At 58.2% G+C, this 22,372-nt stretch carries 15 protein-coding genes; 3 read left to right on the top strand and 12 right to left on the bottom strand.

What is annotated here, in order from left to right:
* Positions 1-4 precede the first annotated feature (4 nt).
* From DXC79_RS02855 to argS, 3 genes are all read right to left on the bottom strand, one after another.
* Entirely contained in the window at positions 5-1,405 is a 1,401-nt protein-coding gene (locus DXC79_RS02855) for a hypothetical protein (protein ID WP_117635050.1), read from the bottom strand.
* Between the two features lie 313 nt (positions 1,406-1,718).
* Positions 1,719-4,265 carry a transcription termination factor Rho gene (gene rho / locus DXC79_RS02850; protein WP_370445746.1) on the bottom strand — a complete coding sequence of 849 codons (2,547 nt, stop codon included), beginning with the start codon at positions 4,263-4,265 and terminating at the stop codon, positions 1,719-1,721.
* Positions 4,266-4,794: 529 nt separating this feature from the next.
* Entirely contained in the window at positions 4,795-6,648 is a 1,854-nt protein-coding gene (gene argS, locus DXC79_RS02845) for an arginine--tRNA ligase (RefSeq protein WP_117635048.1), read from the bottom strand.
* A 342-nt stretch (positions 6,649-6,990) separates the two neighbouring features.
* Here argS and DXC79_RS02840 point away from each other — a divergent pair, with 342 nt between their 5' ends.
* Both DXC79_RS02840 and DXC79_RS02835 read left to right on the top strand, forming a co-directional pair.
* Positions 6,991-7,476, top strand: coding sequence for a CarD family transcriptional regulator (locus DXC79_RS02840; RefSeq protein ID WP_117635046.1), 486 nt, complete (start codon positions 6,991-6,993; stop codon positions 7,474-7,476).
* Between the two features lie 117 nt (positions 7,477-7,593).
* Positions 7,594-8,193, top strand: coding sequence for an HD domain-containing protein (locus DXC79_RS02835; protein ID WP_117635044.1), 600 nt, complete (start codon positions 7,594-7,596; stop codon positions 8,191-8,193).
* Between the two features lie 71 nt (positions 8,194-8,264).
* Here DXC79_RS02835 and DXC79_RS02830 read toward each other — a convergent pair whose 3' ends face one another.
* Entirely contained in the window at positions 8,265-9,551 is a 1,287-nt protein-coding gene (locus DXC79_RS02830; protein ID WP_117635042.1) for a glutamate-5-semialdehyde dehydrogenase, read from the bottom strand.
* A gap of 112 nt (positions 9,552-9,663) precedes the next feature.
* Between DXC79_RS02830 and DXC79_RS02825 the strand changes: the two genes are divergently transcribed.
* The gene (locus tag DXC79_RS02825) at positions 9,664-11,082 is read left to right on the top strand and encodes an alpha/beta fold hydrolase (protein ID WP_117635040.1); all 1,419 of its coding nucleotides are present in this window, start codon (positions 9,664-9,666) and stop codon (positions 11,080-11,082) included.
* Between the two features lie 198 nt (positions 11,083-11,280).
* Here DXC79_RS02825 and proB read toward each other — a convergent pair whose 3' ends face one another.
* From proB to DXC79_RS02790, 8 genes are all read right to left on the bottom strand, one after another.
* Positions 11,281-12,408, bottom strand: coding sequence for a glutamate 5-kinase (gene proB / locus DXC79_RS02820; RefSeq protein WP_117635038.1), 1,128 nt, complete (start codon positions 12,406-12,408; stop codon positions 11,281-11,283).
* Positions 12,409-12,511: 103 nt separating this feature from the next.
* Positions 12,512-14,017, bottom strand: a complete 1,506-nt coding sequence (locus DXC79_RS02815; protein ID WP_117635036.1) for a nicotinate phosphoribosyltransferase — start codon at positions 14,015-14,017, stop codon at positions 12,512-12,514.
* A gap of 84 nt (positions 14,018-14,101) precedes the next feature.
* Positions 14,102-14,542: a hypothetical protein gene (locus DXC79_RS02810; protein WP_117635034.1), complete on the bottom strand. Its 441-nt coding sequence runs from the start codon at positions 14,540-14,542 to the stop codon at positions 14,102-14,104.
* A 178-nt stretch (positions 14,543-14,720) separates the two neighbouring features.
* Complete coding sequence (locus DXC79_RS02805) at positions 14,721-18,581, bottom strand: DEAD/DEAH box helicase (RefSeq protein ID WP_158550948.1); 3,861 nt, start codon at positions 18,579-18,581, stop codon at positions 14,721-14,723.
* Between the two features lie 47 nt (positions 18,582-18,628).
* Positions 18,629-19,849 carry a restriction endonuclease subunit S gene (locus DXC79_RS02800; protein WP_117635030.1) on the bottom strand — a complete coding sequence of 407 codons (1,221 nt, stop codon included), beginning with the start codon at positions 19,847-19,849 and terminating at the stop codon, positions 18,629-18,631.
* 6 nt (positions 19,850-19,855) lie between these two features.
* Positions 19,856-20,851 carry a site-specific tyrosine recombinase/integron integrase gene (gene xerA / locus DXC79_RS02795; RefSeq protein ID WP_117635028.1) on the bottom strand — a complete coding sequence of 332 codons (996 nt, stop codon included), beginning with the start codon at positions 20,849-20,851 and terminating at the stop codon, positions 19,856-19,858.
* Between the two features lie 75 nt (positions 20,852-20,926).
* Entirely contained in the window at positions 20,927-21,205 is a 279-nt protein-coding gene (locus DXC79_RS09990) for a hypothetical protein (protein ID WP_147327472.1), read from the bottom strand.
* Positions 21,198-22,361: a restriction endonuclease subunit S gene (locus DXC79_RS02790; protein ID WP_158550947.1), complete on the bottom strand. Its 1,164-nt coding sequence runs from the start codon at positions 22,359-22,361 to the stop codon at positions 21,198-21,200. Before DXC79_RS02790 ends, DXC79_RS09990 begins: the two co-directional genes overlap by 8 nt.
* Positions 22,362-22,372 lie beyond the last annotated feature (11 nt).

The following is a 22,372-nucleotide window of genomic DNA, read 5'->3' as shown; positions in this document are numbered from 1 at the left end:
GAAGTTATGCCTCCGCGCGGAGCGGCGCGAAGCTGGCGGTACCGCCCTCGATAACGCTCAGATAGGCACGGCCCGTACGCTTGGCGGTAGAGGACTGCAGGCGCTCGATCTCTTCCTCGAGGATCTGATTGACGCGCTCGTGACGACGATTTTCCATAATGCCGGCGGCAATAGCCTCGGCTCGCTCGATGCTCTCACGCGAGATGCGGGCAGTATCCTCGGGGAACACAGCGCTGTGACGGCCAACATAGGCGGGGGCAGCAGGCTGAGGGGCAGCGACGGGAGCGGGCGCTACAACAGGAGCGGACTCGTCAACCTCATCCAGAATCGCGGTGGCGGCGGCCCACATGTCCTCGTGGCCCGTGCAATCGGCCATGGGGACATCAACCTCGAGCGAGGCGTCCGGAAGGTCGCCGGTGTCGATGCGATCTTGGGCATCAATCGATGCGGTGATGGCTGCAGGCTCATCGAGGTCATCGAGATCGATGTCCGCGACACCGGAGATGATAGGCATGCTGGCGAGGTTTGCGTTGTACGGCGCAGCCTCAGCCGCCTGCTGCTGGGCAGGAGCGCCCCAAAGCGAGCTTTCGGCGGCGCGGCGGGCGGCAACGGCCTCCTCGTCCGCGGTCATGGCTTCATCAACGTACGAATTATCGGCAGAAGCGTTCGCGTCCGCCGAGGTAGCGCTGTAGGCGTTATTGGCTGCCGCGTTGGCGACGAGTGCCACGAAAGCCGCCGTGCTGCCCGCAGGGGCGGCCTGGGAGCCAGACACGGCGCGTGCCGCGGCGGCGATGTCGTCGCGATTGAAGGAACCGGACTGCCCGCCGTTGGTGAGCTCGTCGATGGCGACTTGATAGACGTCGCGCGAGTGTGCAGGGTCGCAGCTCACCGGCGAATCGTCGTCGAGCATACTGTCGATCATAGACCAAGCCTCGTCCTCGTCCATAGCATCTGCGGCTCGAGCGATGGTAGGGACACCATCATCGGCATGACGGCGCTGGAACGCACCGGTCAGGCCGGAAAGGAATGCCGAGGTAGACTGCTCCGACTGAGCCTGAGAAGCAGAAGTCGCAGCGTAAGGAGTCGCATCCTGCTGCTGAGCTGGAATCGAGGCGGTCTTGAACTCGCTTTGATGCTGATTGAGATTGGCGGCACCGCCCATGGCATCGGGCTGGAACAGACGCTCTTCACGCTGCGCACGATACTCGGAGATACCCAGCGAGGCGGCATAGATGCCCACGCCCGCCACCGCGCCCACGGCGAAGGGAACCGCACCCGCCACGACCGTCTCGTTCACCGACGAAAACGGCAGCGTCGCGGCATACATAACCACGGGAGCGGCAAGGCCGATCCCGCACGAAAGTCCGGCAAGGACTGCTCGTTGTGTTGCATCAGAAGAAGCCATGAGCTCTCCCCATCTTCCAGCACCCAAATCGCATCATTCAGTTGGCTGCGCGAGAGAAGATGAAGCGGGGCTATGCCCCAAAGCAACGGTATATGGTTCGTTTCATCTGCGTTTTCCGTCGCGAAGCTTAAAAGCTATTATGCGAAACCGCCCTGTCGATTGCAAGCGACGATGTCGGATTGAAACGGGAAACCTGCTGCTCGTCGGTCTTACGGTCAAAAATAAGCGCGGAGCGGCGCTATGGAAAAGGGCCGAGGCTCAAAGCCCCGACCCTTTATCGCATTGATGACTATCGCTGCGCGTGGATGACAACCTAGAACGTCTGCTCGTAGTCGCTGTGTTTTTTGGCCGAACGCACCAGGAACTCCTGGTTGGTGTTGGTGCCCTTAAGACCCTTGATAAACGATGCGGCCGCGCGCTCGGTGTTGTTCATGCCGGCAAGAATGCGACGCAGACCAAAGACAAACGGGCGCATCTGCTCGTCGACCAACAGGTCCTCGTTACGCGTACCGGAGGCAACGGGGTCGATAGCCGGGAAGATGCGGCGGTCGGCCAGGTCGCGGTCGAGCTTAAGCTCCATGTTGCCGGTGCCCTTGAACTCCTCGAAAATGACCTCGTCCATCTTGGAACCGGTGTCGATGAGGGCAGAGGCCAGGATGGTGAGCGAGCCACCGTTCTCGATATTGCGGGCTGCGCCTAGGAAGCGCTTGGGCGGATACAGGGCCGCCGAATCGACGCCGCCCGAAAGGATGCGGCCTGAGGCGGGCGCCGCCAAGTTGTAGGCACGGGCAAGACGCGTGATGGAGTCGAGCACCACCACGACGTCGCCACCCAGCTCCACGATGCGCTTGGCGCGCTCGATGACGAGCTCTGCCACGCGGGTGTGGTTGTCGGCAGGCATATCGAAGGTCGACGCCACAACCTCACCCTTGATGGAACGCTGCATATCGGTGACCTCTTCGGGGCGCTCGTCGACGAGCAGGCAGATGAGGTGCACCTCGGGGTTGTTAATCGAGATAGACTGGCAGATCTTCTTGAGGATCGTGGTCTTGCCGGCCTTGGGCGGGGACACGATCAGGCCGCGCTGGCCCTTGCCAATCGGCGACACGATGTCGATGGCGCGACCGGTGATGGAATCCTTGCCGTGCTCCATGCGCAGCGGCTCGTTGGGATAGACCGGGGTGAGGTCGCCGAACTTGGGACGGTTGCGAATCTGCTCGGGGTCCAGACCGTTGACGGTCGTGATTTTGGCGAGGCCGGCGCGCTTGTCGCCGCCGCGCGAAGGACGCAGCGAGCCCTCGATGACGTCGCCCGTGCGCAGGCGCGCGGAGCGGATGAGGTAGGCGGGCACGAAGGCGTCGTCGTTGGACTTCATGTAGCCATGGGCGTGGATGATGCCGGAGCTGTCCGGGCGAATCTGCAGAATGCCCTTGATGTCGCGGAAGCCCTCGGCCTTCGCAGCGGTGACGTAGATTTCCTCGACGAGCTCGGCCTTCTTCTTGCCGGTCGTCTCGATCTCGAACTCCTTAGCCTTCTCGCGCAGCTCAGCGACCTTCATGGCCGCGAGTTCCTCGCGCGAAAGCGTGGGCTCGGTGGGAGCGGCATTACGCTCCTTGTTGCGCTGTTTGCGATCGCGCTGGCGGTTGCGACGGTCGTTGTTGCGGTCGTCCTTACGCTCGTTGCGCTCGTCGTTGCGCTTGTGCTGGCGACGGTTGGGACGAGTGCCGTCTTCGCCCTCAGCGGGGGCGGCACCATCGGTTGCGGCGGTGCCAACATTGGCCGCGGCGGCGTCATTGGCCTCGGCGCCAGAATCAACCTGCGCTTCGACATCCTGCTGCTCGGACGCCTTGGCCTTAACGGACTTCTTACGACCGCGCTTGGGCTTCTCGGACGCAAGCTGTTCGACGTCCTGGGCCTTGGCGACATCAGTCGACGCATCGGCGGTCGTCTCGGCAGAATCCTCGGACGCACCCTTCTTGGCAGCCTTGGCCTTGGACGTGCGCTTAGCAGCAGTACGACGGCTGCGACCGGGACGGACGTCGGCGGGCTCGGCATCGGCGGGAGCGGCCTCGGAAGTCGTAGCATCCTGGACGGGTGCATCGGCAGCGGTTGCAGACTCGGCGGTCGCCGCAGCATCCCGAGCGGCGGCGGCTGCTGCTGCGGCCTTCTCTGCCTCGACAAAGGCCTTGGGCTTGCGACCGCGACGGTGCGGGCGCAAAGCCGGATCGACAACGGGAACTTCGCTGGCCTCGACAGGCACAGCGGGCTCAACAGGCGATGTGCCCTCCCCTGCCGCGGAACGGACCGAAGCCTCAGTGAGCTCGGGGGTTACCTGTTCAGCAACCTGCTCGGCCTTAGCAGCCGTGCGGCGGCGTGTGCGCGGTACCGGCTTCTCGGTCGGCTGGTCGGCGACAGGGGTCTCGGTGGCGGCAGGCGTCTCGGGCACAGACGGAGCTGCAAGCTCGGTCAGAGCCGCGGCCTCGCGCTCGGCAGCACGACGGCGGGCGCGCACCACCTGAGCCTCGCTAATCTGCGCCAACGCACGTGCCTGCGCGACCTCATCGGAAATCGGCGCCGAGGAGTCAGCTGCAACGGTGCGCTTGACGCGCGTCGTGCGCGTGGTACGGCGCTTGGGCTTGGTGACCTCCTCGCCGTCAGCGGTAGGCTTGGCCGTGCGGCGCGTACGCATGGGCTTTGCCGGAGCAGCCTCCTCACCAGTTGCAGGCGCAGGCGTCGAAGCAGCCTTAGGCGTCTCGGGAGCCGAGGCTTGCGCGGGCGCCGCGACCTGGTCCGACGCAACCGGTGCAGCGGGAGCGGCTTGCGTCGTCGTTATTTCGTTTTCTTGCTGTTGATCAGACACAGTGTTTGCTCAACTTTCTTTTCAAGCCCTGTGATCACATGCTCCCTGCATAAACCTTCAGGGCGGCTAAACAGTCTAGTTCCGTTCAAAACGACGGACATCATTGATCTGTATCGAGATGATTGCGTCAACTACGCAGCGTTAGTGTAACACAACCGCCGTCACCTGCAACTTAGTCATCGGGGACGTTCATAAACGACTAGTCAAAAGGGATACTCTTTGGTTTACCGCCCACAAATCCGACCGCCTCCGCCAAAACTATGGCGGTTTACTACGATGAATCGCTCAACCGCGACTACTCCGAAACCGGTTGAACTAAAACCGCAGGTAGATGCCTTGCGCTTTTTTGCGAAAAGCCGGCGTGGTTGGAAATTCTCAATTCATCGTAGTAAACCGGCATAGTTTCGTATTTCCAGCAGTTCCAAATTCGTCAATACGTCGGCATTTGCGAAAAAAGCCCGACCTCCGTGGGAGATCGGGCTTATAGGGCTCAGTTAAACCAAACCTACACGGTCAAATGACCCGCAGATTACATCTGCTCGGGCGCGGAAACGCCAACGAGGGTGAGCACCAGGGCGAGCGTCACGCGGACGGCATCGCAAGCGGCCAGACGGGCACGCGAAAGCTCGGGGTCGACGGGACGGCCCTCGCTCGGCAGCACCTGGCAGGCAGCGTAGAAGCTGTGGAAGTCACCGGCGAGTTCCTCGGCAAAGTGGGTCAGACGGAACGGGGCGCGATCGCGAGCGCAGCTGGCGATCAGGTCGGTGAGCTCGTTGAGCTTGCGCGAAAGGGCGAGCTCGGTCGGGTCGGTCAGCAGCGAGTAATCGACGTTCTCACCGATGGCCTTGGCGGCAACGGCCTTCATGCCCATCTCGTCGGCCTGCTCAGGCGTTACGTCGGCGGCACGGCGCAGGATGGAGCACACGCGGGCATGAGCATACTGCACGTAATAGACCGGGTTGGAGTTGTCGCGCTTCTTGACGGCCTCGATATCGAAGTCGACCATCTGGTTGGAGCTCTTGGAGATGAGCGTGTAGCGAGCGGCATCGGAGCCGACCTCGTCGACGAGCTCCTGCAGGGTCACCATGGTGCCCTTGCGCTTGGACATACGGACGGGCTTGCCGTTACGCAGCAGGTTGACGAGCTGGCCCAGTAGAACCTCGAACTTGCCGGGGTAACCCAGAGCGTCGCAGACGCAGCGGACGCGCTCGATGTAACCGTGGTGGTCGGCGCCCCAGATGTCGATGACGTGATCGACGCGCTGGAACTTATCCCAGTGATAGGCAACATCGGAGGCGAAGTAGGTGTACTCGCCGTCGGACTTGATCAGGACGCGGTCCTTGTCGTCGCCCAGGTCGGTGGAACGGAACCACAGGGCGCCGTCCTTGGTGTAGAGGTAGCCCATCTTGTCGAGCTTCTCAAAAGCGCGGTCGACGGCAGAGGTGCCGGCGGTCTCGCCCTCGGTGTCCTTCACGTACAGCGAGCGCTCGGAGTACCAACGATCAAAGTCGCAGTTGACGGCGTGGCAGAGGTCGCGCATGTTGTCGACCATCTTTACATAGCCGCGCTCACGGAAGCTCTCCATACGCTCCTGCGGATCGGCGTCGACCCACTTGTCGCCGTCGGTGCGCCAGAACTCGGCGGCCTCGTCGATGATGTAGTCGCCGCCGTAAGAGTCCTTGCCCAAGGTCTCGGCAAAGTTGTCCTGATACGGATGGGTCTCGGGGTGCTCGTCGTTCTCGTCGGCAACAAAGGCGTCACGGTCGGCGATCAGCAGCTTGTGAGCCTCGTCGATATCAACGCCCTGCTTGGCGATGATGTCGGCAAGCTGCATATAGCGCGTGCTGATGGAGTTGCCGAAGGTGTTCATCTGAGAGCCGTGGTCATTGATGTAGAACTCACGCTGGATCTCATAGCCGGCGTGGTCCATAACGCGGCAGAGCGAATCGCCCAGCGCGGCCCAGCGGCCGTGGCCGATGTGCATGGGGCCGACGGGGTTGGCGGAAACGAACTCGACCTGGGTCTTCAGGCCACCACCGACGTTGGACTTAGCGAAGTCCATGCCCTTCTCGCGAGCCTCGCCAAAGATGGCATTCTTGACGGCAACGGAGAGGTAGAAGTTGATGAAGCCGGGGCCTGCGATCTCGACCTTCTCGATCGCGGGGTCCTCGGGCATATGGGCAACGATGACCTCGGCGATCTTGCGCGGGGCGCAGTGGGCCAGCTTGGCGGACTTCAGGGCCATGGTAGAGGTCCACTCGCCATGAGAAGTGTCAGCCGGTCGCTCGATAGCGCAATCGTCAAGTTCAAATGCGGAAAGGTCGCCGGCCTCCTGGGCCGCAGCAAGCGCAGCGCGTACCAGCTCTTCAATCTTCTCGGGCATAGATCCTCCTTGTGTTAAAGCCCCCGAGCTCTTGGTCACTCGTAGGGCAAAAGCCAGAGTTTGTAGCACTCTATCACAAGCGACGGGCACTGTCGCAGGGTAAAGCTAATAGATATTGCATATGCACAAAAATGACTACAGCTTGCATGGAGTCACTCAAAGATGCCGGTCTGCCTGCAGATTATGCAGGCGTTGAAAATGCATAAAGGTGTGAATGAGCTGCGTCTGTTATCGAATACTCTTACCTATCAGAATTGTGTGCTTTTCCTGCATAAAGTAAGGGTTTGCGCACGTCAGCGTGTTATTCTAGACATACGTAAATTCGTATAAGTTGGAGGTAGCATGTTCTCAATCGGTCAACACGTCATTCATCCGGGTCAGGGAGTCTGCACCGTCGTCGGTTTTAGGGACGACACGCCGCAGCCCATGCTGTTGCTCGAGACCAAGCAGGGACATGCGCAGACGATCCTCATGTACCCCGTGGCGCAGGCCGATCGTTTGCATGCCGCCATCTCCCAGCAAGATGCCGAGCACCTGCTGAGCCACTATGACGAGCTGGAGTGCGACACCTTTACCGAGCGTAACAGCTCGCTTGAGGAGACGCACTTTAAGCAGCAGCTCAAGCTGGGCGCGCCCGAGACGGTCCGCGTGGCAAAGACCATGATGCACCGCATTCGCCAGGCCGAGGAAGCTGATAAAAAGCCCAGCTCTTACTACATGCGCGTACTCAAGGAGGCCAAGCGCCGCTCCATCGAGGAGTTCGCCGTGGCCCTGGGCGTCACCGAAGAGGACGCCGAAGCCCGCCTAGCCCGAGCCGCCCTCAACTAACCCATCCGCGCCAAAAACCACCACAAAGGGGACAGGCACCTTTGTGGTGGTTTTTTCGTTCTAGTCGTTCTAGTAGTATTCATTCTTAGCGATACCTACGAGCACAAGGAGCCTCTTATGGCAGAGCCACTTACCGCCGGAATCACCCGCGACCGTGCGTTCGAACTGCTCAACGAGCACAACAAGGACCCGTTCCACATCACCCATGGCGAAACGGTCGAGGGCACCATGCGCTACTTTGCGCGCGAGTTCGACCCCGAGAACGAGGAGTTTTGGGGCATCGTCGGCCTGCTGCACGACCTGGATTGGGAGGAGCATGAGGATGACCCCATGAACCACACCATCTATGCGGCCGAGATCCTCGAGGGCGAGGGCGCCTCTCCCGAGCTCATTCGCGCCATCCAGACGCACACGTCCGATTTCAACACCTCGCTGCCCAAGCCCGAACTGCAGATGGAAAAGATACTGTTCGCCTGCGACGAGCTCACCGGCCTGATCGGAGCCGCCGTCGTCATGCGCCCGAGCAAGAGCGTCATGGACTTTACGACCAAGTCGCTCAAGAAGAAGTTCAAGGACAAGCGCTTTGCCGCCGGCTGCGCGCGTGACGTGATTTCGCAGGGCGCCGAGATGCTGGGCTGGGAGCTTCCCGAGCTCTTCGACCGTACCATCGCGGCCATGCAATCCTTCGCTCCCGATCGCGACACCTTCCAGGCCTAACCGCCCACGCCACCTATAACCACCGCAAAGGGGACAGGCGCCTTTGTGGTGGTTTTTCGTTTGCAACAGGTTTAGGGACGGACCTGGCCGGTGCCGCGGAGCTTGTATTTGTAGGTAGTGAGGGCCTCGGCGGCAAAGGGGCCGCGGGCGTGGAGCTTTTGGGTCGAGATGCCGATCTCGGCGCCCAGGCCAAACTCGCCGCCGTCGGTGAAGCGCGTGCTGGCGTTGGCATACACGGCCGAGGCATCGACCGCGTCCAGGAAGCGCTCGCAGGCATCCTCGTCCTCGGCAACGATGGCCTCGGAGTGCATGGTGCCGTAGCGGTTGATGTGCGCGATGGCTTCGTCCTCGTTCGCCACGACCTTCACGCTCATCTCGAGCGCCAGATACTCGCGGCCCCAGTCCTCCTCAGTCGCGGCTACATAGTCGTCGCCCTCGGCAAGCCCGGCGGCAGCGCATGCGGCGCACGTGGCCTCGTCGCCGTGAATCAGCACGCCGTGGTCGTGCAGCACGGCAACGACCGCCGGCAAAAACGAATCCGCCACGGCACGGTCGACCAGCAGCGACTCGGCGGCATTGCACACGCCCACGCGCTGCGTCTTAGCGTTGACGATAATGTTGAGCGCCTTGTCAAAATCGGCGGATTCATGCACGTAGATGTGGCAGTTGCCTGTGCCCGTCTCGATCACCGGCACAAGCGACTCGCGCACGCAGCGCTGGATCAGGCCCGCACCGCCACGCGGAATGAGCACATCGACAATACCGCGGAGCTTCATGAGCTCGCCGGTGGCCTCGCGGTCGGTGGACTCGATCATCGAGATAGCCTCGCGCGGGAAGCCCTTGGTCTCGAGCGCATCGGCCAGCAGCTCAGAAATCATGGCACACGAGTGATAGGCCAGCGAGCCGCCGCGCAGAATGCAGGCGTTGCCGGTGCGGATGCAGATGCCCGCGGCGTCGGCCGTCACGTTGGGGCGCGCCTCGTACACCATGGCGACCAGGCCCAACGGCACGCTCACGCGGGTGAGGTCCACGCCGCTTGCGAGCACGCGGTGGTCGAGCACGCGGCCGACAGGATCGGGCAGCTCGGCGAGCTTCTCCAGGCCGGCGGCCATACCCTCAACGCGCTCGGGCGTCAGCAGCAGACGGTCGAGGAGCCCCGCCGAGGTCCCCGCATCGCGCGCGGCGGACATATCGAGCTCGTTGGCGGCAACGATGGAGTCGACACCGTTGCGCAGTGCTGCGGCCATGGCGCGCACGGCCTCCTGGCGCTGCTCGTCGCTCGCCGTGGCAAGCGAGGCCGACGCTGCCTTAGCGGCAACGGCAAGATCGTGGGCATACGTGGCTATATCGACCGACATGGGCGGCCCTTTCTCCTAGAAGTTTGCAACCATGGTAGCCGATTTGCGCATGGCCTCGCCCGCGGCGGTAGAATTGGTCAACCCGAAACACCGCAACGAACGGAAGACTCACATGGCCCTCATCACTTCGTACCACGTCCCCGGCCTGTATGTCGAGGACCACAGCATCGACGTCCCCCTCGACTGGCGCGGCCTGGAGCCGATGCTCCTGGCCGTCGGCAGCACCATGCGCCGTGGCGCCATGCCGGCGCCCATCGCAGGTGCGCCCGAGAGCATCAAGCTCTTCTACCGTGTGGTTTGCGCGCCCGACCGCATCAACGACGATCTGCCACTGCTCCTGTTTTTGCAGGGCGGCCCCGGCGGCGAGAGCCCGTGTCCGCTGTCACCCACAAGCGACGGCTGGATCGAGGAGGCCGTCAAGCACTTCCGCGTCGTCCTGCCCGACCAGCGCGGCACCGGACGCAGCAGCTGTGTAGACGGGCGCACGATTGCCGCACTGGGCGAGCGTGCCGAGGCAGCCGGCGCCGATGCGGACCGCTCGCAGGCGGACTTCCTCAAGCGCCACCTCGCCAGCTCCATCGTGCGCGATTTTGAGTACCTGCGCCTGGTGGGCTTTGGCGGCAGGCCCTGGGTCACGCTCGGGCAGAGCTACGGCGGCTTTTTGACGCTGAGCTACCTGTCGCTCTTCCCCGAGGGCGTGGCGGCAAGCTTTACCTGCGGCGGCATCCCCCACGTACCGGCGAGCGCAAGCGAGGTGTACGCGCACACCTTCCCGCGCATGGCCGCCAAGACGCAGCAGTATTACGACCGTTACCCCGCCGATGTCGAGCGCGTGGCAGCCCTGGCCGATGCGCTCGAGGCTCAGAAGCCCGTACTGCCCGACAGCTCGCCGATGACGGTCGAACGCCTGCAGCTCATGGGCAGCGACTTTGGCATGAAGCCGAGCTTTGAGCGCATGCATTGGATTATCGATCATGCTTTTGTTGACGGCGACGGCACGCTGGCCTGCGGCGCCTCGGTATCCGACAGCTTTTTGATGCGCGCCTTCGAGCGCACCAACACGCGCACGAATCCGCTGTACTGGACGCTTCAGGAGTTCATCTACGCCGACGGCGACACCATGCCCATTCGCTGGGCCGCGGCAGAAGAGAAGGCCCATCGTGCCGAGTTCGACACGCTCACGCGACCGCTCATGTTTACCGGCGAGGCCATGTTCCCGTGGATGTTTGAGCAGATGCCCGAACTTAAGCCCTTCAAGCCGGCGATGGATCTGCTTATGGAAGACACAAGCTGGGACAAGATCTACGACCCGCAGCGCCTGGCGTGCAACGAGGTGCCCCTGCAGGCCGCGGTGTACTTCGATGACATGTACGTGGACTCGGGCATGCAGCTCGATACGCTCAGCCGCGTGGGCAACTCGCATGCCTGGGTGACCAACGAGTTCGAGCACGACGGCTTGCACGGCAGCGTGGTGTTCAAGCACCTCTTCGACGAAGCCCTCAACCGCGGAGACCTGCGCCAGATCTTCTAGCAAAGGAGTGTCCCCGTCTGCCGGCACAAAAGGAACGTCCCCAAGTGCCGAGAACAGCAGCATTGCAGGTAGAGGACGGAAAGCGAAAACGCCCCTAAGCGAGCAAGGTGACGTGAAAGAGGAGGGCATTGACCTTTTGGTCATGCCCGACGATTGAACGTCAGATTGCCGCTTAGGGGCGTTTGCAGCGTCAATTGGCTAGGCGAACACTATCAAGTTGTCCCTATGGATCGCGGGCTTCTCGGTTAGGTCTGCCAGTAGACGGTTGCCGGCAATCTGGTCCTGGCGGCGGCCGGCGGCAAGCTCCAGCACGTCCGAATCGGCCTCGGCGATACCGCGGGCGACAACCATGCCGCTCGGGTCGCACACGTCGAGCACATCGCCCTCGGCAAACTGGCCATCGACCTCGCGAATACCCACCGCGAGCAGCGACGATCCGCGGCTGACCAGCGCCTTCGCGGCGCCGTCATCGACCGTCACCGAGCCGTGCGCCTTGTCGCCCAGTGCAATCCACAACTTGCGCGGCGCAATGTCCAGGCGCTCCGCCGGCGGATCGAACAGCGTGCCCACGCTCTCGCCGCGGGCCAAACGCACGAGCGCATCGGGCTCCTCGCCCGAGCAAATCACGCTCTGAATGCCGGCCGTCATGAGAATGCGGCTTGCACGGATCTTGGTGATCATGCCGCCCGTGCCCACCGATGTGGAAGAATCGCCCGCCGAGGCGATGATCTTGGCGTCGATCTTATGCACGACCGGGACGAACTCGGCCGTGGGGTCCTCGTGCGGATTGGCGGTATAGAGGCCATCGATGTCCGAGAGCGTCACGCACAGATCGGCGGAAACCAGACAGCTCACAAGCGCCGCCAGCGTGTCGTTGTCGCCAAACTTGATCTCATCGACGGTGACGGTATCGTTCTCGTTGACGACCGGCACCACACCCAGCTCCACAAGGCGCAGCAGGGCGTCGCGCGCGTGCAGGTAGGACGTGCGGCGCGCCGTGTCGTGGCGCGTGAGCAGCACGAGCGAGGTGAGCAGGTCGCGCGCATGGAACTCCTCGTCATAGGCCGACGAGATGATGCACTGACCAGCCGAGGCGCAGGCCTGCAGGCTCGGCAGGTCACCGACCGGCTTACGGTCGAAGCCCAGCACGGGATAGCCGCAGGCAATGGCGCCCGAGCTCACCACGACCAGGCGCCAGCCAAGCTCGCGCAGCGCTGCGGCCTGATCGGCAAGCCCGCCGATAAAGGCGCGGTTGACCTTGCCGTCGGCGCCCACCACCGTAGACGAACCGATCTTTACCACCATCGTTTTATAAGAAGTCGTCATACGTCAAACCAATCGAATGTCGAGCGTTCGGGCGAGCTGGGGCAGTCGGGGCGCCTGGTGCGGAACGGACGAAAATGATCCGTTTTCCTCCGTCCCCTTCGGATTATTTTGCCCAGGGGAAGGCCGAAGCCGCGGCCATGTTCTTACGCACGAGCTCGTCGCGCACCTGGGCCAGGCCCTGCTCCATACCCACCACATAGGTCTGCGGGTACAGGAAGCGCTTGAAAGCTGCGTCCAGATGGTCGAGCGCCCAAGCACAGCGCTCGCGCGCGTCCTGGATGCTCTCACGCGGAGCCACCGCACTGCCATCGCGCACGATCGGCACCAGCAGCTCGCGATACTCGAGTTCGGACACGTCGGTCACCAGGGCGGCATCGTTCACGGCCACAAGGGTATTGCCGCGCGCGGCGCCCTCCCCCGCCAGATGGTCCTCGTCGTAGATCATGTCGCAGACCGGGCCACCAAAGCCGTCGTAATAACGGCGCACGCGTTGCACACCCGGGATCGTGCGCTTGTATGGCTGCTCAGAGAGCTTGACCACCGGCGTCCATGGATCTGCCTCGCTCGCACGGCGGGCGGAAAGCTTGTACACGCCGCCCAGCGCCGGCTGGTCATAGCAGGTCGCAAGCTTGGTACCCACGCCAAAGCTATCGATGGGCGCGCCCTGGTCGAGCAGTGACTGAATCGTGTACTCATCCAGATCGTTAGAAACCGAGATCCCCACATAGGGCAGGCCCTCGGCATCAAAACGGCCACGAACATACTTGGAGAGCTTGGCGAGGTCGCCCGAGTCAATGCGAATAGCCGACAGACGCTCGCCCACCGCCTCCATCTCCTTGGCAACCGTAATGGCATGCTCGCAACCCTCGCGTACGTCGTAGGTGTCGATGAGCAGCGTACAGTTCTTGGGGCTCGACTTGGCAAAGGCGCGGAAGGCCTCGAGCTCGGAATCGAAGCTCATCACCCAGCTGTGCGCATGCGTGCCAAAGACGGGAATACCGTAGCGGCGGCCGGCGAGCACATTGGACGTAGAGGAGCAGCCGGCAACGTAGCTCGCGCGCGCGACGGCCAAGCCGCCATCGGGACCCTGAGCGCGGCGCAGGCCAAACTCGGCAACGGGACGGCCGTCCGCCGCCAGCACCACGCGCGCCGTCTTGGTGGCGACAAGCGTCTGGAACCCAACGATGTTGAGCAGCGCCGTCTCAAGCAGCTGGCACTCCAGCGCGGGGCCGGTGACGCGAACCATGGGCTCGCGCGGAAAGACGAGCTCGCCCTCGGGCACGGCGTCGATGTTTACATGCGCACGAAAATCGCGCAGGTAGTCGAGGAATCCAGGCTTGAACATCGCGCCGCCGGCCGGGGCCTGGAGCGAGGCGAGGTAGTCGATGTCCTCGGGCGTAAAGCGCAGATTCTCGACCAGCTCGGGCAGTTCGGCGGTGCCGCACATGACGGCATAGGCGCTGCCAAAAGGATGGTCGCGGTAAAACGCGGTAAAACAACCCTGCTCATTGGCCTTGCCGCTCTCCCACAGGCCCTGGGCCATAGTGAGCTCGTACAGATCGGTGAGCATTGCAATGTCGGTGGGATGCGAGATGTCGGTCAAAGCCATGGGGCGACCTTTCGGATGCGTTGTGCAGAGGTTGAGGGTTGGAAAAGGGCAGAGTGTTCGGGCATGGCACCCAGCGCGAATGGGCTAGAGCAGGCCCATGCTGGTCAGGATCGTGTAGCCCATAAAGATGACAAACGCGATGAGGGCAAGGACAATAATGATTTTTTGAGCCGGCGCCATGCCAGGAATCTCGTTCTCGCCCGTAGGCTCCTTGGAGGTAACCATGCGCTGGGCAAAGGTCATCTCGTCACGGCTCGGCTTGGGCTCGACGGACTTGGAACGAGCGACCTTTTTAGGCTGAGGTTTAGGTGCGGTGGGCGCGGGCTTCGCGGCGGCGGGCTTGGGCGCGGGGGCGACGTTCGCGGCGGCCTCCTCGGCCTTCGCACGCTCGGCACGCAGGGCGGCCAGCTCCTCACGCTCGCGGCGTGCCTCTTCCTGGGCCTCGCGACGAGCTTTCTCGGCGCGGAGCTCTTCCAACTCGGCGCGTTCCTCGGCAGACAGTGGTTGGGACTCAAGCTTGGCCATGGTACAGCCCTTCTCGTAAAAGGGGCGCCCAAGGCGCCCCGATAATTTGCTCACACGAGTATACCCGTTTGCCAGCAGAAGCGTTTGCGACACTCGACCCAATTCAAGCGCCGTTACGGCCGTGGCTGCTCAACCAAGAGCCCGGCTCGCGGCGGAACGCTATCAAGTTAAGTATCCCCTACCTTATTTTCACCATTCGCTTCAACTCCTTAGCTGCCGTACCACGCCCCAACAGATACGCGGTCCAGCCAGCAACACCTTGCACAAGAGCAAACTCGTCAACCTGAGACGCATCAAAAAGCATTACGTTGGCAACCTCCCAAGCCAAAAGCGGATGAAGCTCATCCCCGGTCTTCTCGACCTTAAGCGTCGGGCGATACAAAGGAGTCTCGTAACCAACTCTACCGATTTCCCTCTTGAGCTCCGTAGCCTCATTCAGAGCATCGGTCGTTGTCACATCGCCGCGGACTTTATTCCACACCTTAAACGGAGGACAGCCTTCAAAGGAATCGCCCTCGTCAACAATCGCAACAGGAGGAACAATTTTTACGCGCGGAGACCCTGACCGCGCACGTCCATTATCCTCAGAGAAATCTCCCGTCAGCGTTCCCTTTTGTTGAGAAGCAAGCGGCGTGGTCTTGTTGCGCATCTCGCGTAGCGCACGCAAGCCAGCCATTATGCTAGAGGACTCGGAACTATTCCCCGACGCCGGGTCTGGCGATGCATCGCTAAAATCATCCGCCTCGCGACCAAACAGGCCCCCAGCATCTAATGCAGATACGTCAGAAATACCCAACACCGCGGCAACTTGATCGTCGTTGCCCAAAAAGTAGTCCTCAATAAGATCCCAGCGAGCTTCATTGGACAACTTAACCTCAAAGAACCGCTTCATCACACGCGCAGAATAATCGTGGCGCGCATCCTGCTCGCGAAGCACTTGATTGCTGTAGCGTGCGTCCATCGAAAGCGATTTCAACTTATCCGCGTCTTTAACCCAAACGGAAATTTCCGGATTCTCGCCGCCACGAATCTCATAACTTGCAAGGTTCAGAGCCTGCAGAGCCTCAGCGAACGAGAGGCGGACATTGGGACCATTCGTATCCAGGAAGAGTCGGCGATACTTGCCCGAGCCCCCTTCTTTCGGAGCCAACTTGGGCAGGGCGTCGGACAGACATCTCATGGAGCTCTCGAGGTGCTGGCGATTCACTTTGTATTGCGTGTTGCGTTGCACAAGATGCTTTTGATTCGCTATGCGGACAATGCACTTGAATGACATATCACCAAGCGTGCTGTAACCGCTTGACGTTGGACGAAGCAGCGCCTCAAACAGAAGTCGTACATCAAACGGCAGCTTTGTCACCCCCAGCTGTGTGCGCAATGCCTTTGCGAAGTCATCCTTGGTAAAACGCCCTTCGAGCATAAGCTCCTCAAGCGCAGCTTTAATTGCATCGAGATACTTGCGGAACTTATTCTCAACGGAGCTAAATGTCTGTCGATATTCAATGTCGAGAATTCGACGGCAAGACACCGCCGGAGAGTCGCTGTCGCTACAAATCTCACCACCAAATAGGCGGCGCTTAAAATCGGCGAACGTTAAATTGGGAAACCTGTCTTCCCACATTTTCGATGCCTGGAGGCAGTAGATTCCGCCCATATCGCGAACCTGAACATCACCCTGTCCCTCATGCCTTTCAACTCGCGTATTCCCCTTTGTCAAAAGTTCGACATATCGACCATACCGACGGAGGAAATACTCCTCTTGGTCTTTGTTAATGCAAACGTATTGCGTTGTATACGAAGGCTTCGGTTTAACGATAATCACGGGGTAGTTAAACCGGTCTTCCAAATCGCGCGCGACCATCATCAAAGCCGACTTAACCAAGTTGGTTTTCTTAGTACGGTCAGACTCCCTGGCAAACAGATAAGAAAAAGAGTCCGGCGAAACCAGCATATTCTCAGTGCGTTTGCCGACAGGCTTACTGGTGTACATCCTGTAGAGCTTTGCCATGATTTCTTTGAGTTGCCACTGATAAAAACCGGAAAGCGAATACAACTGTCGAGCATAGCGCACGTCTTGAGCAAAGAAATCAACTGTCGCCACGGCGCGAAGCCCTTTCTTGCGCGCTCCTCGACCGATCTCTTGCACGTAATCTGAAAGGTTGCCCGTTGGGGCATAGTGGTAGACGGCGTTAATGTCGCTAATGTCAACACCCATGCCAAACGCCTTGGTTGCGACCATCACGCGACACTGACCCGAAGAAAACGCCTCGCTAACGTACTTCTTGTAATCCCTTTCGTACCCAGCGTGAAAGCCGAGAACCTTACTACCGCACGGCTGGTTCTCAACGATTTGGGCAACCTGAGTCCTATAAGGGCAGTACACCAGCGCATGGTCGTTTTGTGCGACCGCGTTACAAATCCAGTCGATGGCAAGATCGCGTTTAACGTCCTCGATCAAACCGGGGTGGTCGGCCTTATCGAGACAGCGGATATCGAAATCGATATCATCGCGTCGAGGGCTACCGATATACAGTTTGCAATTGTCCAGCTCAAGATCGCGCAACGTACCGGCGACCATATCGTCCTTGCCACCATAAACGGCGGTAGCGGTAAGGCAAAAGATTGGGAACGATCCCCCATTAGCCCTGAGCCTCTTAAGGTAAGAGCCCAGATACCAATAATCAGGTCGAAACTCCCTACCCCAAGAAGATACCGTATGCACCTCGTCAACAACCACCAAGCCCAAACGGCGACCATTCAAAATGGTGTCAATTGAAGACTCCAGCAGAAGCTCAGGCGCGAGGTAGACGATCGATACCGAACCATCTGCAATCTTACGATATCCCTCCAGGCGCTGCTGGTAAGAGATGTCAGAATTAAGGGCAATAACGCCTTTGACCCCACGAGCCTTAAGTCCGGCGACCTGATCGTGCATAAGCGACTTGAGCGGCTCTATCACGAGCGTCAAAAGGTTGTATTCCAAGGCAAGATACAAGGCAGGCAACTGGAACAGCAAAGATTTACCCGCACCGGTAGGCGCCGTCACAAAGATGTTCGAGAAACCATCCTCCCCCCTCTGAGCCCGCTCAGCTTGCTCGACGGCAAAAAACGCTATTTCACCCTGAGAGACGACCTGCATCTCCTTGCCCCTCGAGGGCTCCTTATATATTTTTAACTCACGGAAGTCTGCGTCATTCCCCCAGTAGCGTTTAAGAATCGGAAGGAGTCGATTACCGTTGGGAACTTCGGACTCTTGCTGCGGTTTTTGAGCAACAATGGCGAAGGGAACATCAATTGCAGATAGAAGAGAAGCAGTATGGACAAGCGTTACGAGTCTCTCCGACTGCTCTCGCACCTCAAACAACTGGTCATCAACAATAAAACTAACAGGCTGAGCATTGTCATCACACAGGGCCAAACGGCATGCAGCATACTCATCGCCGGGAACAACAACCCGGGCACCCGTAGCAGAGGCATCAAATTGTGGCATGGTGTGGGGCACTTCGAACAAGTCAATATAAGAGAGCGAAATGGCATCGTCCACCGTCACCGGCATCGTCAGATAGCCATCACCGACCCGTCGAACACTTGCATAGTACTTGTCGGCAGTGGCGCCCTTGGGTGACCCGTCCAATTCGCGAGCAGCCTCGCCGAGTGCCTCGGCTGAAGCCGGCGAAGGATACTCCCCCATGTCATCAAACAGGTTGTTGCGAACAACTACAATGTTGCCCTCATACAGTTCGCCGACAGCGCCGCGCAGGTCAATCAAAACTTCGTATGGCAGAAGGACGGGTCCATCTTCATTCATCAGGCATCCAAAGGCGCTCTTTTTGAGCTGCGCAAGTAAATCCAAGCCCAAGCATCCATTGGAATCAATGGCATCGGCAAGCCCCCATACGGCAGAAGGATGCCCCGCAAGCTCACGCAACATGCACGGCGTAAGGCCCTGAAAGAATACTGCAGACTTAGCGCTATCTAGCTGAGCCGTGATCTCATCAACACGACGAATAAAAATTTCAGAAAGCTTGGATTCAGCCATGCTGACCATCCTCCATACGCATCCGAGCTGCATTAAAGCGCCGGGGCTTAATAATCCTTTGCCTCTAAAATAACCCCGCCATTACCACTATTTGTTGAGCAACAAAATGAACGGTGGCCAAACATAGGCAAAGGGTTTCCAAGCAACATAAACCGCAGTTTGTCGACCTTTTGAGCAAAGCACTCGAACTGAAGTTGCAACTCAACGGCTGGAACGGGAATTTTTATATCCTCGACGATCCGCTTGGATAGTTCCAAAAATGTCGCACCGCGACCAAGGGAATTCAAATAGTCGGAATTAAACATCAACAATGAATATAGATACCTTGGCAGCACCGAATCGCCGCACACAATATTTTTAAAACCTTGATTGCAGTACATGTCGGTACCGGCAATTGCAACTTTCCCGATTGGGGCACGAGAAGACAAAAGAACTGTTCCTGCGGGCAATTTCGAAAGAGAGCAACTCCGCACTCCCTCACTCGTCAGCGTACGGCTAGTCGCATTGACATAAATTGAATCACCAATTTCGGCAGGCGTAAGCCATGGGAATCCGCCTCCCCAGTACTCCTCTACTTGAGTTTTGGGCGTTGCGCCGCCAAGAACCTCGCCGATGTTGCCAATTCTCTTCCAGTCCTGATCCTGCCTAGCCAAACGACAATCGCCAAACATCTCGATAAACCTCGATTTGACAAGGTCATCAAGTTTTACAATTTGCGCTTTTGCACGACTGATTTGAGCCTGTATTAAATCGAACCTTCTGGCAATTTCCAGCTGCTTATCCATTTGCGGAACAGGAATCGCATAGCCCCTAAGCCAGACAGTGCTTAAGTTTTTCTGAGCAATGCCATTAGCTGATTCGATGCACCTATTCTCAAAGCACATTGAATTGAGACAATGGAATAGATAGCGTTTATTCAGCAGCGACTCATCCTTGATTCGCAAGCAAGCGACACGTTGATTCAAGGCTGCCGGCAGGAACTTATTATCAAGCAACGCAACACGACCAACATTTCCAGTCAGGGATAGCAGGAGATCGTTCTCGTAAAGCAGGAATTGGGCTATCGATCCCTTCTCTGTAGCCGGGTAAAAGCAAGGATGGGAATCTTCGAGATAGCCTTTTTGAACATTGGCAATTCGGATTACCCGAATACCTTCGTCTACATAACGTTTGCTTTTGAATGCATATCCGTTCAATATTTCGCAGAGCTCACCAAGCGCAATATTCGTCCCATTCCCGCTAAATTGGGGTTTTACTGCATTTAACAAAGCCTTTCACGCTATGTACCTGCGATGAGAGGCCCTCACATTTCCTTGATCAACCATGGCGTACATAAGCGTCGTGTCGATATTTGCATGCCCAAGCAAACGCTGAACTTGCTCGATTGGCATCCCCTTATCGATGGCCTTCGTAGCCAAGGTGCGCCGAAACTTATGTGGATGGACACGACCCAACCCCAACTCCCGTCCAAGATCTCTTAGGCGAGATTCGACCCCGTTAACCTTAAGACGCCTATGGGGAGCCGAAAGTGAAACGAATAGAGCTGAAGACCCATCGGTGCGCGAACTCAAATACTCTCGGAGATGGATCTTAGTCCTGGCATCAAAGTAGACTACGCGCTCCTTATTGCCTTTCCCGAGCACAACGCATTCGCGATGTTCAAAATCGACATCACTGCGGTCGAGCTTCACAAGCTCGCCGACACGCATACCCGTTGATGCAAGCAGGTCAACCATCGCTAGGTCGCGAGCCGTTCGCGCGCCGTCCCGCATTTTCTCGAGAACTTCGTCAGAATAGATTTCCCTAACAGGCCGCAGCGACTTTATCTTATGTATACGCCTCACTGGGCTTTTAAGTATATAATCCTCGACCTCGAGCCAGGAGAAAAAGCTCGAGATGATTCTTCTCACATTATCGACCGTTACTTTGCTACAACACGAATCTTTTTCATAACGAGATAGGTACGTTCGCACGTCCTCGGTCCGCACATGCGAGATATGTTTCTCGACTCGACCAACCATATTGGTGATGGTCGTTCTGTAATAACGAAGCGTCGCAGAGCTACATCCTTCAAGATGCTTCGCGTCAAGAAAGAGCTGTATTAGCTCATCGTTGGAAGGACCTAATGGAGCCGGCTCAAGCTCATCCCGCGGCGAAACCACAAAGCGCGGCAGCACTTGGTTAAGGACGTTAATAAGTTGCCCCATTTGGGCATTATCCAAATGGGGCAACATGGCTTGAACCACAATTTCGGAAAGATCGTTCGACATGAGAGTCCTTTCTCGTAGATGATAGAGAAAGGATGGCCCAAATCGGTATCCAAGCCATTGAAATATTGGCCAGGCCTACAAATCAGGGAGACCGAGTCGAGGAGTAACCACCATAGGTAAGACCCAGATAAAACTGGCGGGAGACGGGGCATTTCTGCCCGGGCAAGCCTTGTCGCTGCCATTGGCCACAGCGCGTCTCCCGCTTGCACCCGCCGCAATTAAATTGATAACAGTCGTCATGTTAATAACCCCTAAAGTCAGATTTGATAAACCAAAAAAGTCGCTAAGGGCAACGGCTGCGGCCAAGGCGGAACCGACAAGCTGGTAAAAAGGGGCAGAGGATTGATTATCCAAAATACTCCTGCATAAGAGAACTCTTAAGCAACTCGAGTTTATCAATCTGTTGCTGCACGTCAAACCGCAGTTTGTCGACCTGGCAGACAAAGGCGGAGAAACGCTTCTGCGAGCTTATATCAGGAAGTGGCATTTGAATTGAATATAAATCAGTTTTTGTAAGGCTTGGAATGGTGACCGCTTTATTGAGCCTATTAAAGTCGAACCACTGACAAAACCAATAAAGGTACTCAACGGTCAAATGCGCTTCATTTGGTTCTACTCCAAAAGCCGTATCAACATTCCAAAATGGTTCTCTCATGAGAATCGGGGTGTTGATATTTCCCTTCCTTCCAATAATTACGGAATTAGCAGAAGTAATATAGCTCGATGCACGAGACATCACGCCTCCACTTCCGCAAATTGGATATGGGCCTTCAGAACATTCAACGGCCTTCTGATTTCGACCGTTCTTTATAACAAGTACGTCCCTCCAGACAGCAATTGGCAGCCCTTTGCTATTGGCCCGCATATCTCCAAACATCTCGATAAACCTCGATTTGACGAGGGTATCAAACCTGAGCAGCATCTGTTGGAGAGCATTAATCCCATTGTCGACGACGTTAAGTCTATCAACGATATCCCTCTGTCTATCGAGAGTAACCAACGGAAACGATAGATCTTTCAAATTCCGAACAGAAAAACTCGCTTGATTTACCGATTTATTTGCAATACGGATTATCTGGCGGCGGAAGTGCTCGGATCTAAAATAAGCTGCGGCATAATCAGGTCGAATCGTACTCCGATCGGCTTTCAGCCTGAGCAGATTCATTCCATGAATCATCTGCTCATCATCTTGCTTTTCATACATAACCGCCCTTCCCAAATAGGGAAGGCTATTGATATGGGACATCAAGATGTCGCCATCCGCCAGTATTCTATCCTCAATTCCTTCCGTAGAAATAATGCCGGCATAGCCGACCTTATCGCGATTAAATCTATTGCCGGATAGCGTCTCAATTCTTGTTATCGGAATACCTGATTTACCTTTTTGCTGCTTTACATTCATCCCGTTTTTTATATAGGGAAAGCACAATCCCAGCTTCACCCACTCCCCGTTAAATTGGGGTTTGCCGGCAGCCCCAGCGATGCCCTTCACATCTTCTAAGTCAGTCATTTCTATCCCCA

It is taken from the genome of Collinsella sp. TF08-11AT (assembly GCF_003437035.1).
Taxonomy (GTDB): Bacteria; Actinomycetota; Coriobacteriia; order Coriobacteriales; family Coriobacteriaceae; genus Collinsella.
This window is presented reverse-complemented; position numbering and strand designations above follow the sequence as displayed.

Bases quoted from the DNA above. Each gene is read 5' to 3' on its own strand.
- DXC79_RS02855 (WP_117635050.1), bottom strand. From the start codon at position 1,405: ATGGCTTCTTCTGATGCAACACAACGAGCAGTCCTTGCCGGACTTTCG.
- argS (WP_117635048.1), bottom strand. From the start codon at position 6,648: ATGCCCGAGAAGATTGAAGAGCTGGTACGCGCTGCGCTTGCTGCGGCC.
- DXC79_RS02840 (WP_117635046.1), top strand. From the start codon at position 6,991: ATGTTCTCAATCGGTCAACACGTCATTCATCCGGGTCAGGGAGTCTGC.
- DXC79_RS02835 (WP_117635044.1), top strand. From the start codon at position 7,594: ATGGCAGAGCCACTTACCGCCGGAATCACCCGCGACCGTGCGTTCGAA.
- DXC79_RS02830 (WP_117635042.1), bottom strand. From the start codon at position 9,551: ATGTCGGTCGATATAGCCACGTATGCCCACGATCTTGCCGTTGCCGCT.
- DXC79_RS02825 (WP_117635040.1), top strand. From the start codon at position 9,664: ATGGCCCTCATCACTTCGTACCACGTCCCCGGCCTGTATGTCGAGGAC.
- proB (WP_117635038.1), bottom strand. From the start codon at position 12,408: ATGACGACTTCTTATAAAACGATGGTGGTAAAGATCGGTTCGTCTACG.
- DXC79_RS02815 (WP_117635036.1), bottom strand. From the start codon at position 14,017: ATGGCTTTGACCGACATCTCGCATCCCACCGACATTGCAATGCTCACC.
- DXC79_RS02810 (WP_117635034.1), bottom strand. From the start codon at position 14,542: ATGGCCAAGCTTGAGTCCCAACCACTGTCTGCCGAGGAACGCGCCGAG.
- DXC79_RS02805 (WP_158550948.1), bottom strand. From the start codon at position 18,581: ATGGCTGAATCCAAGCTTTCTGAAATTTTTATTCGTCGTGTTGATGAG.
- xerA (WP_117635028.1), bottom strand. From the start codon at position 20,851: ATGTCGAACGATCTTTCCGAAATTGTGGTTCAAGCCATGTTGCCCCAT.
- DXC79_RS02790 (WP_158550947.1), bottom strand. From the start codon at position 22,361: ATGACTGACTTAGAAGATGTGAAGGGCATCGCTGGGGCTGCCGGCAAA.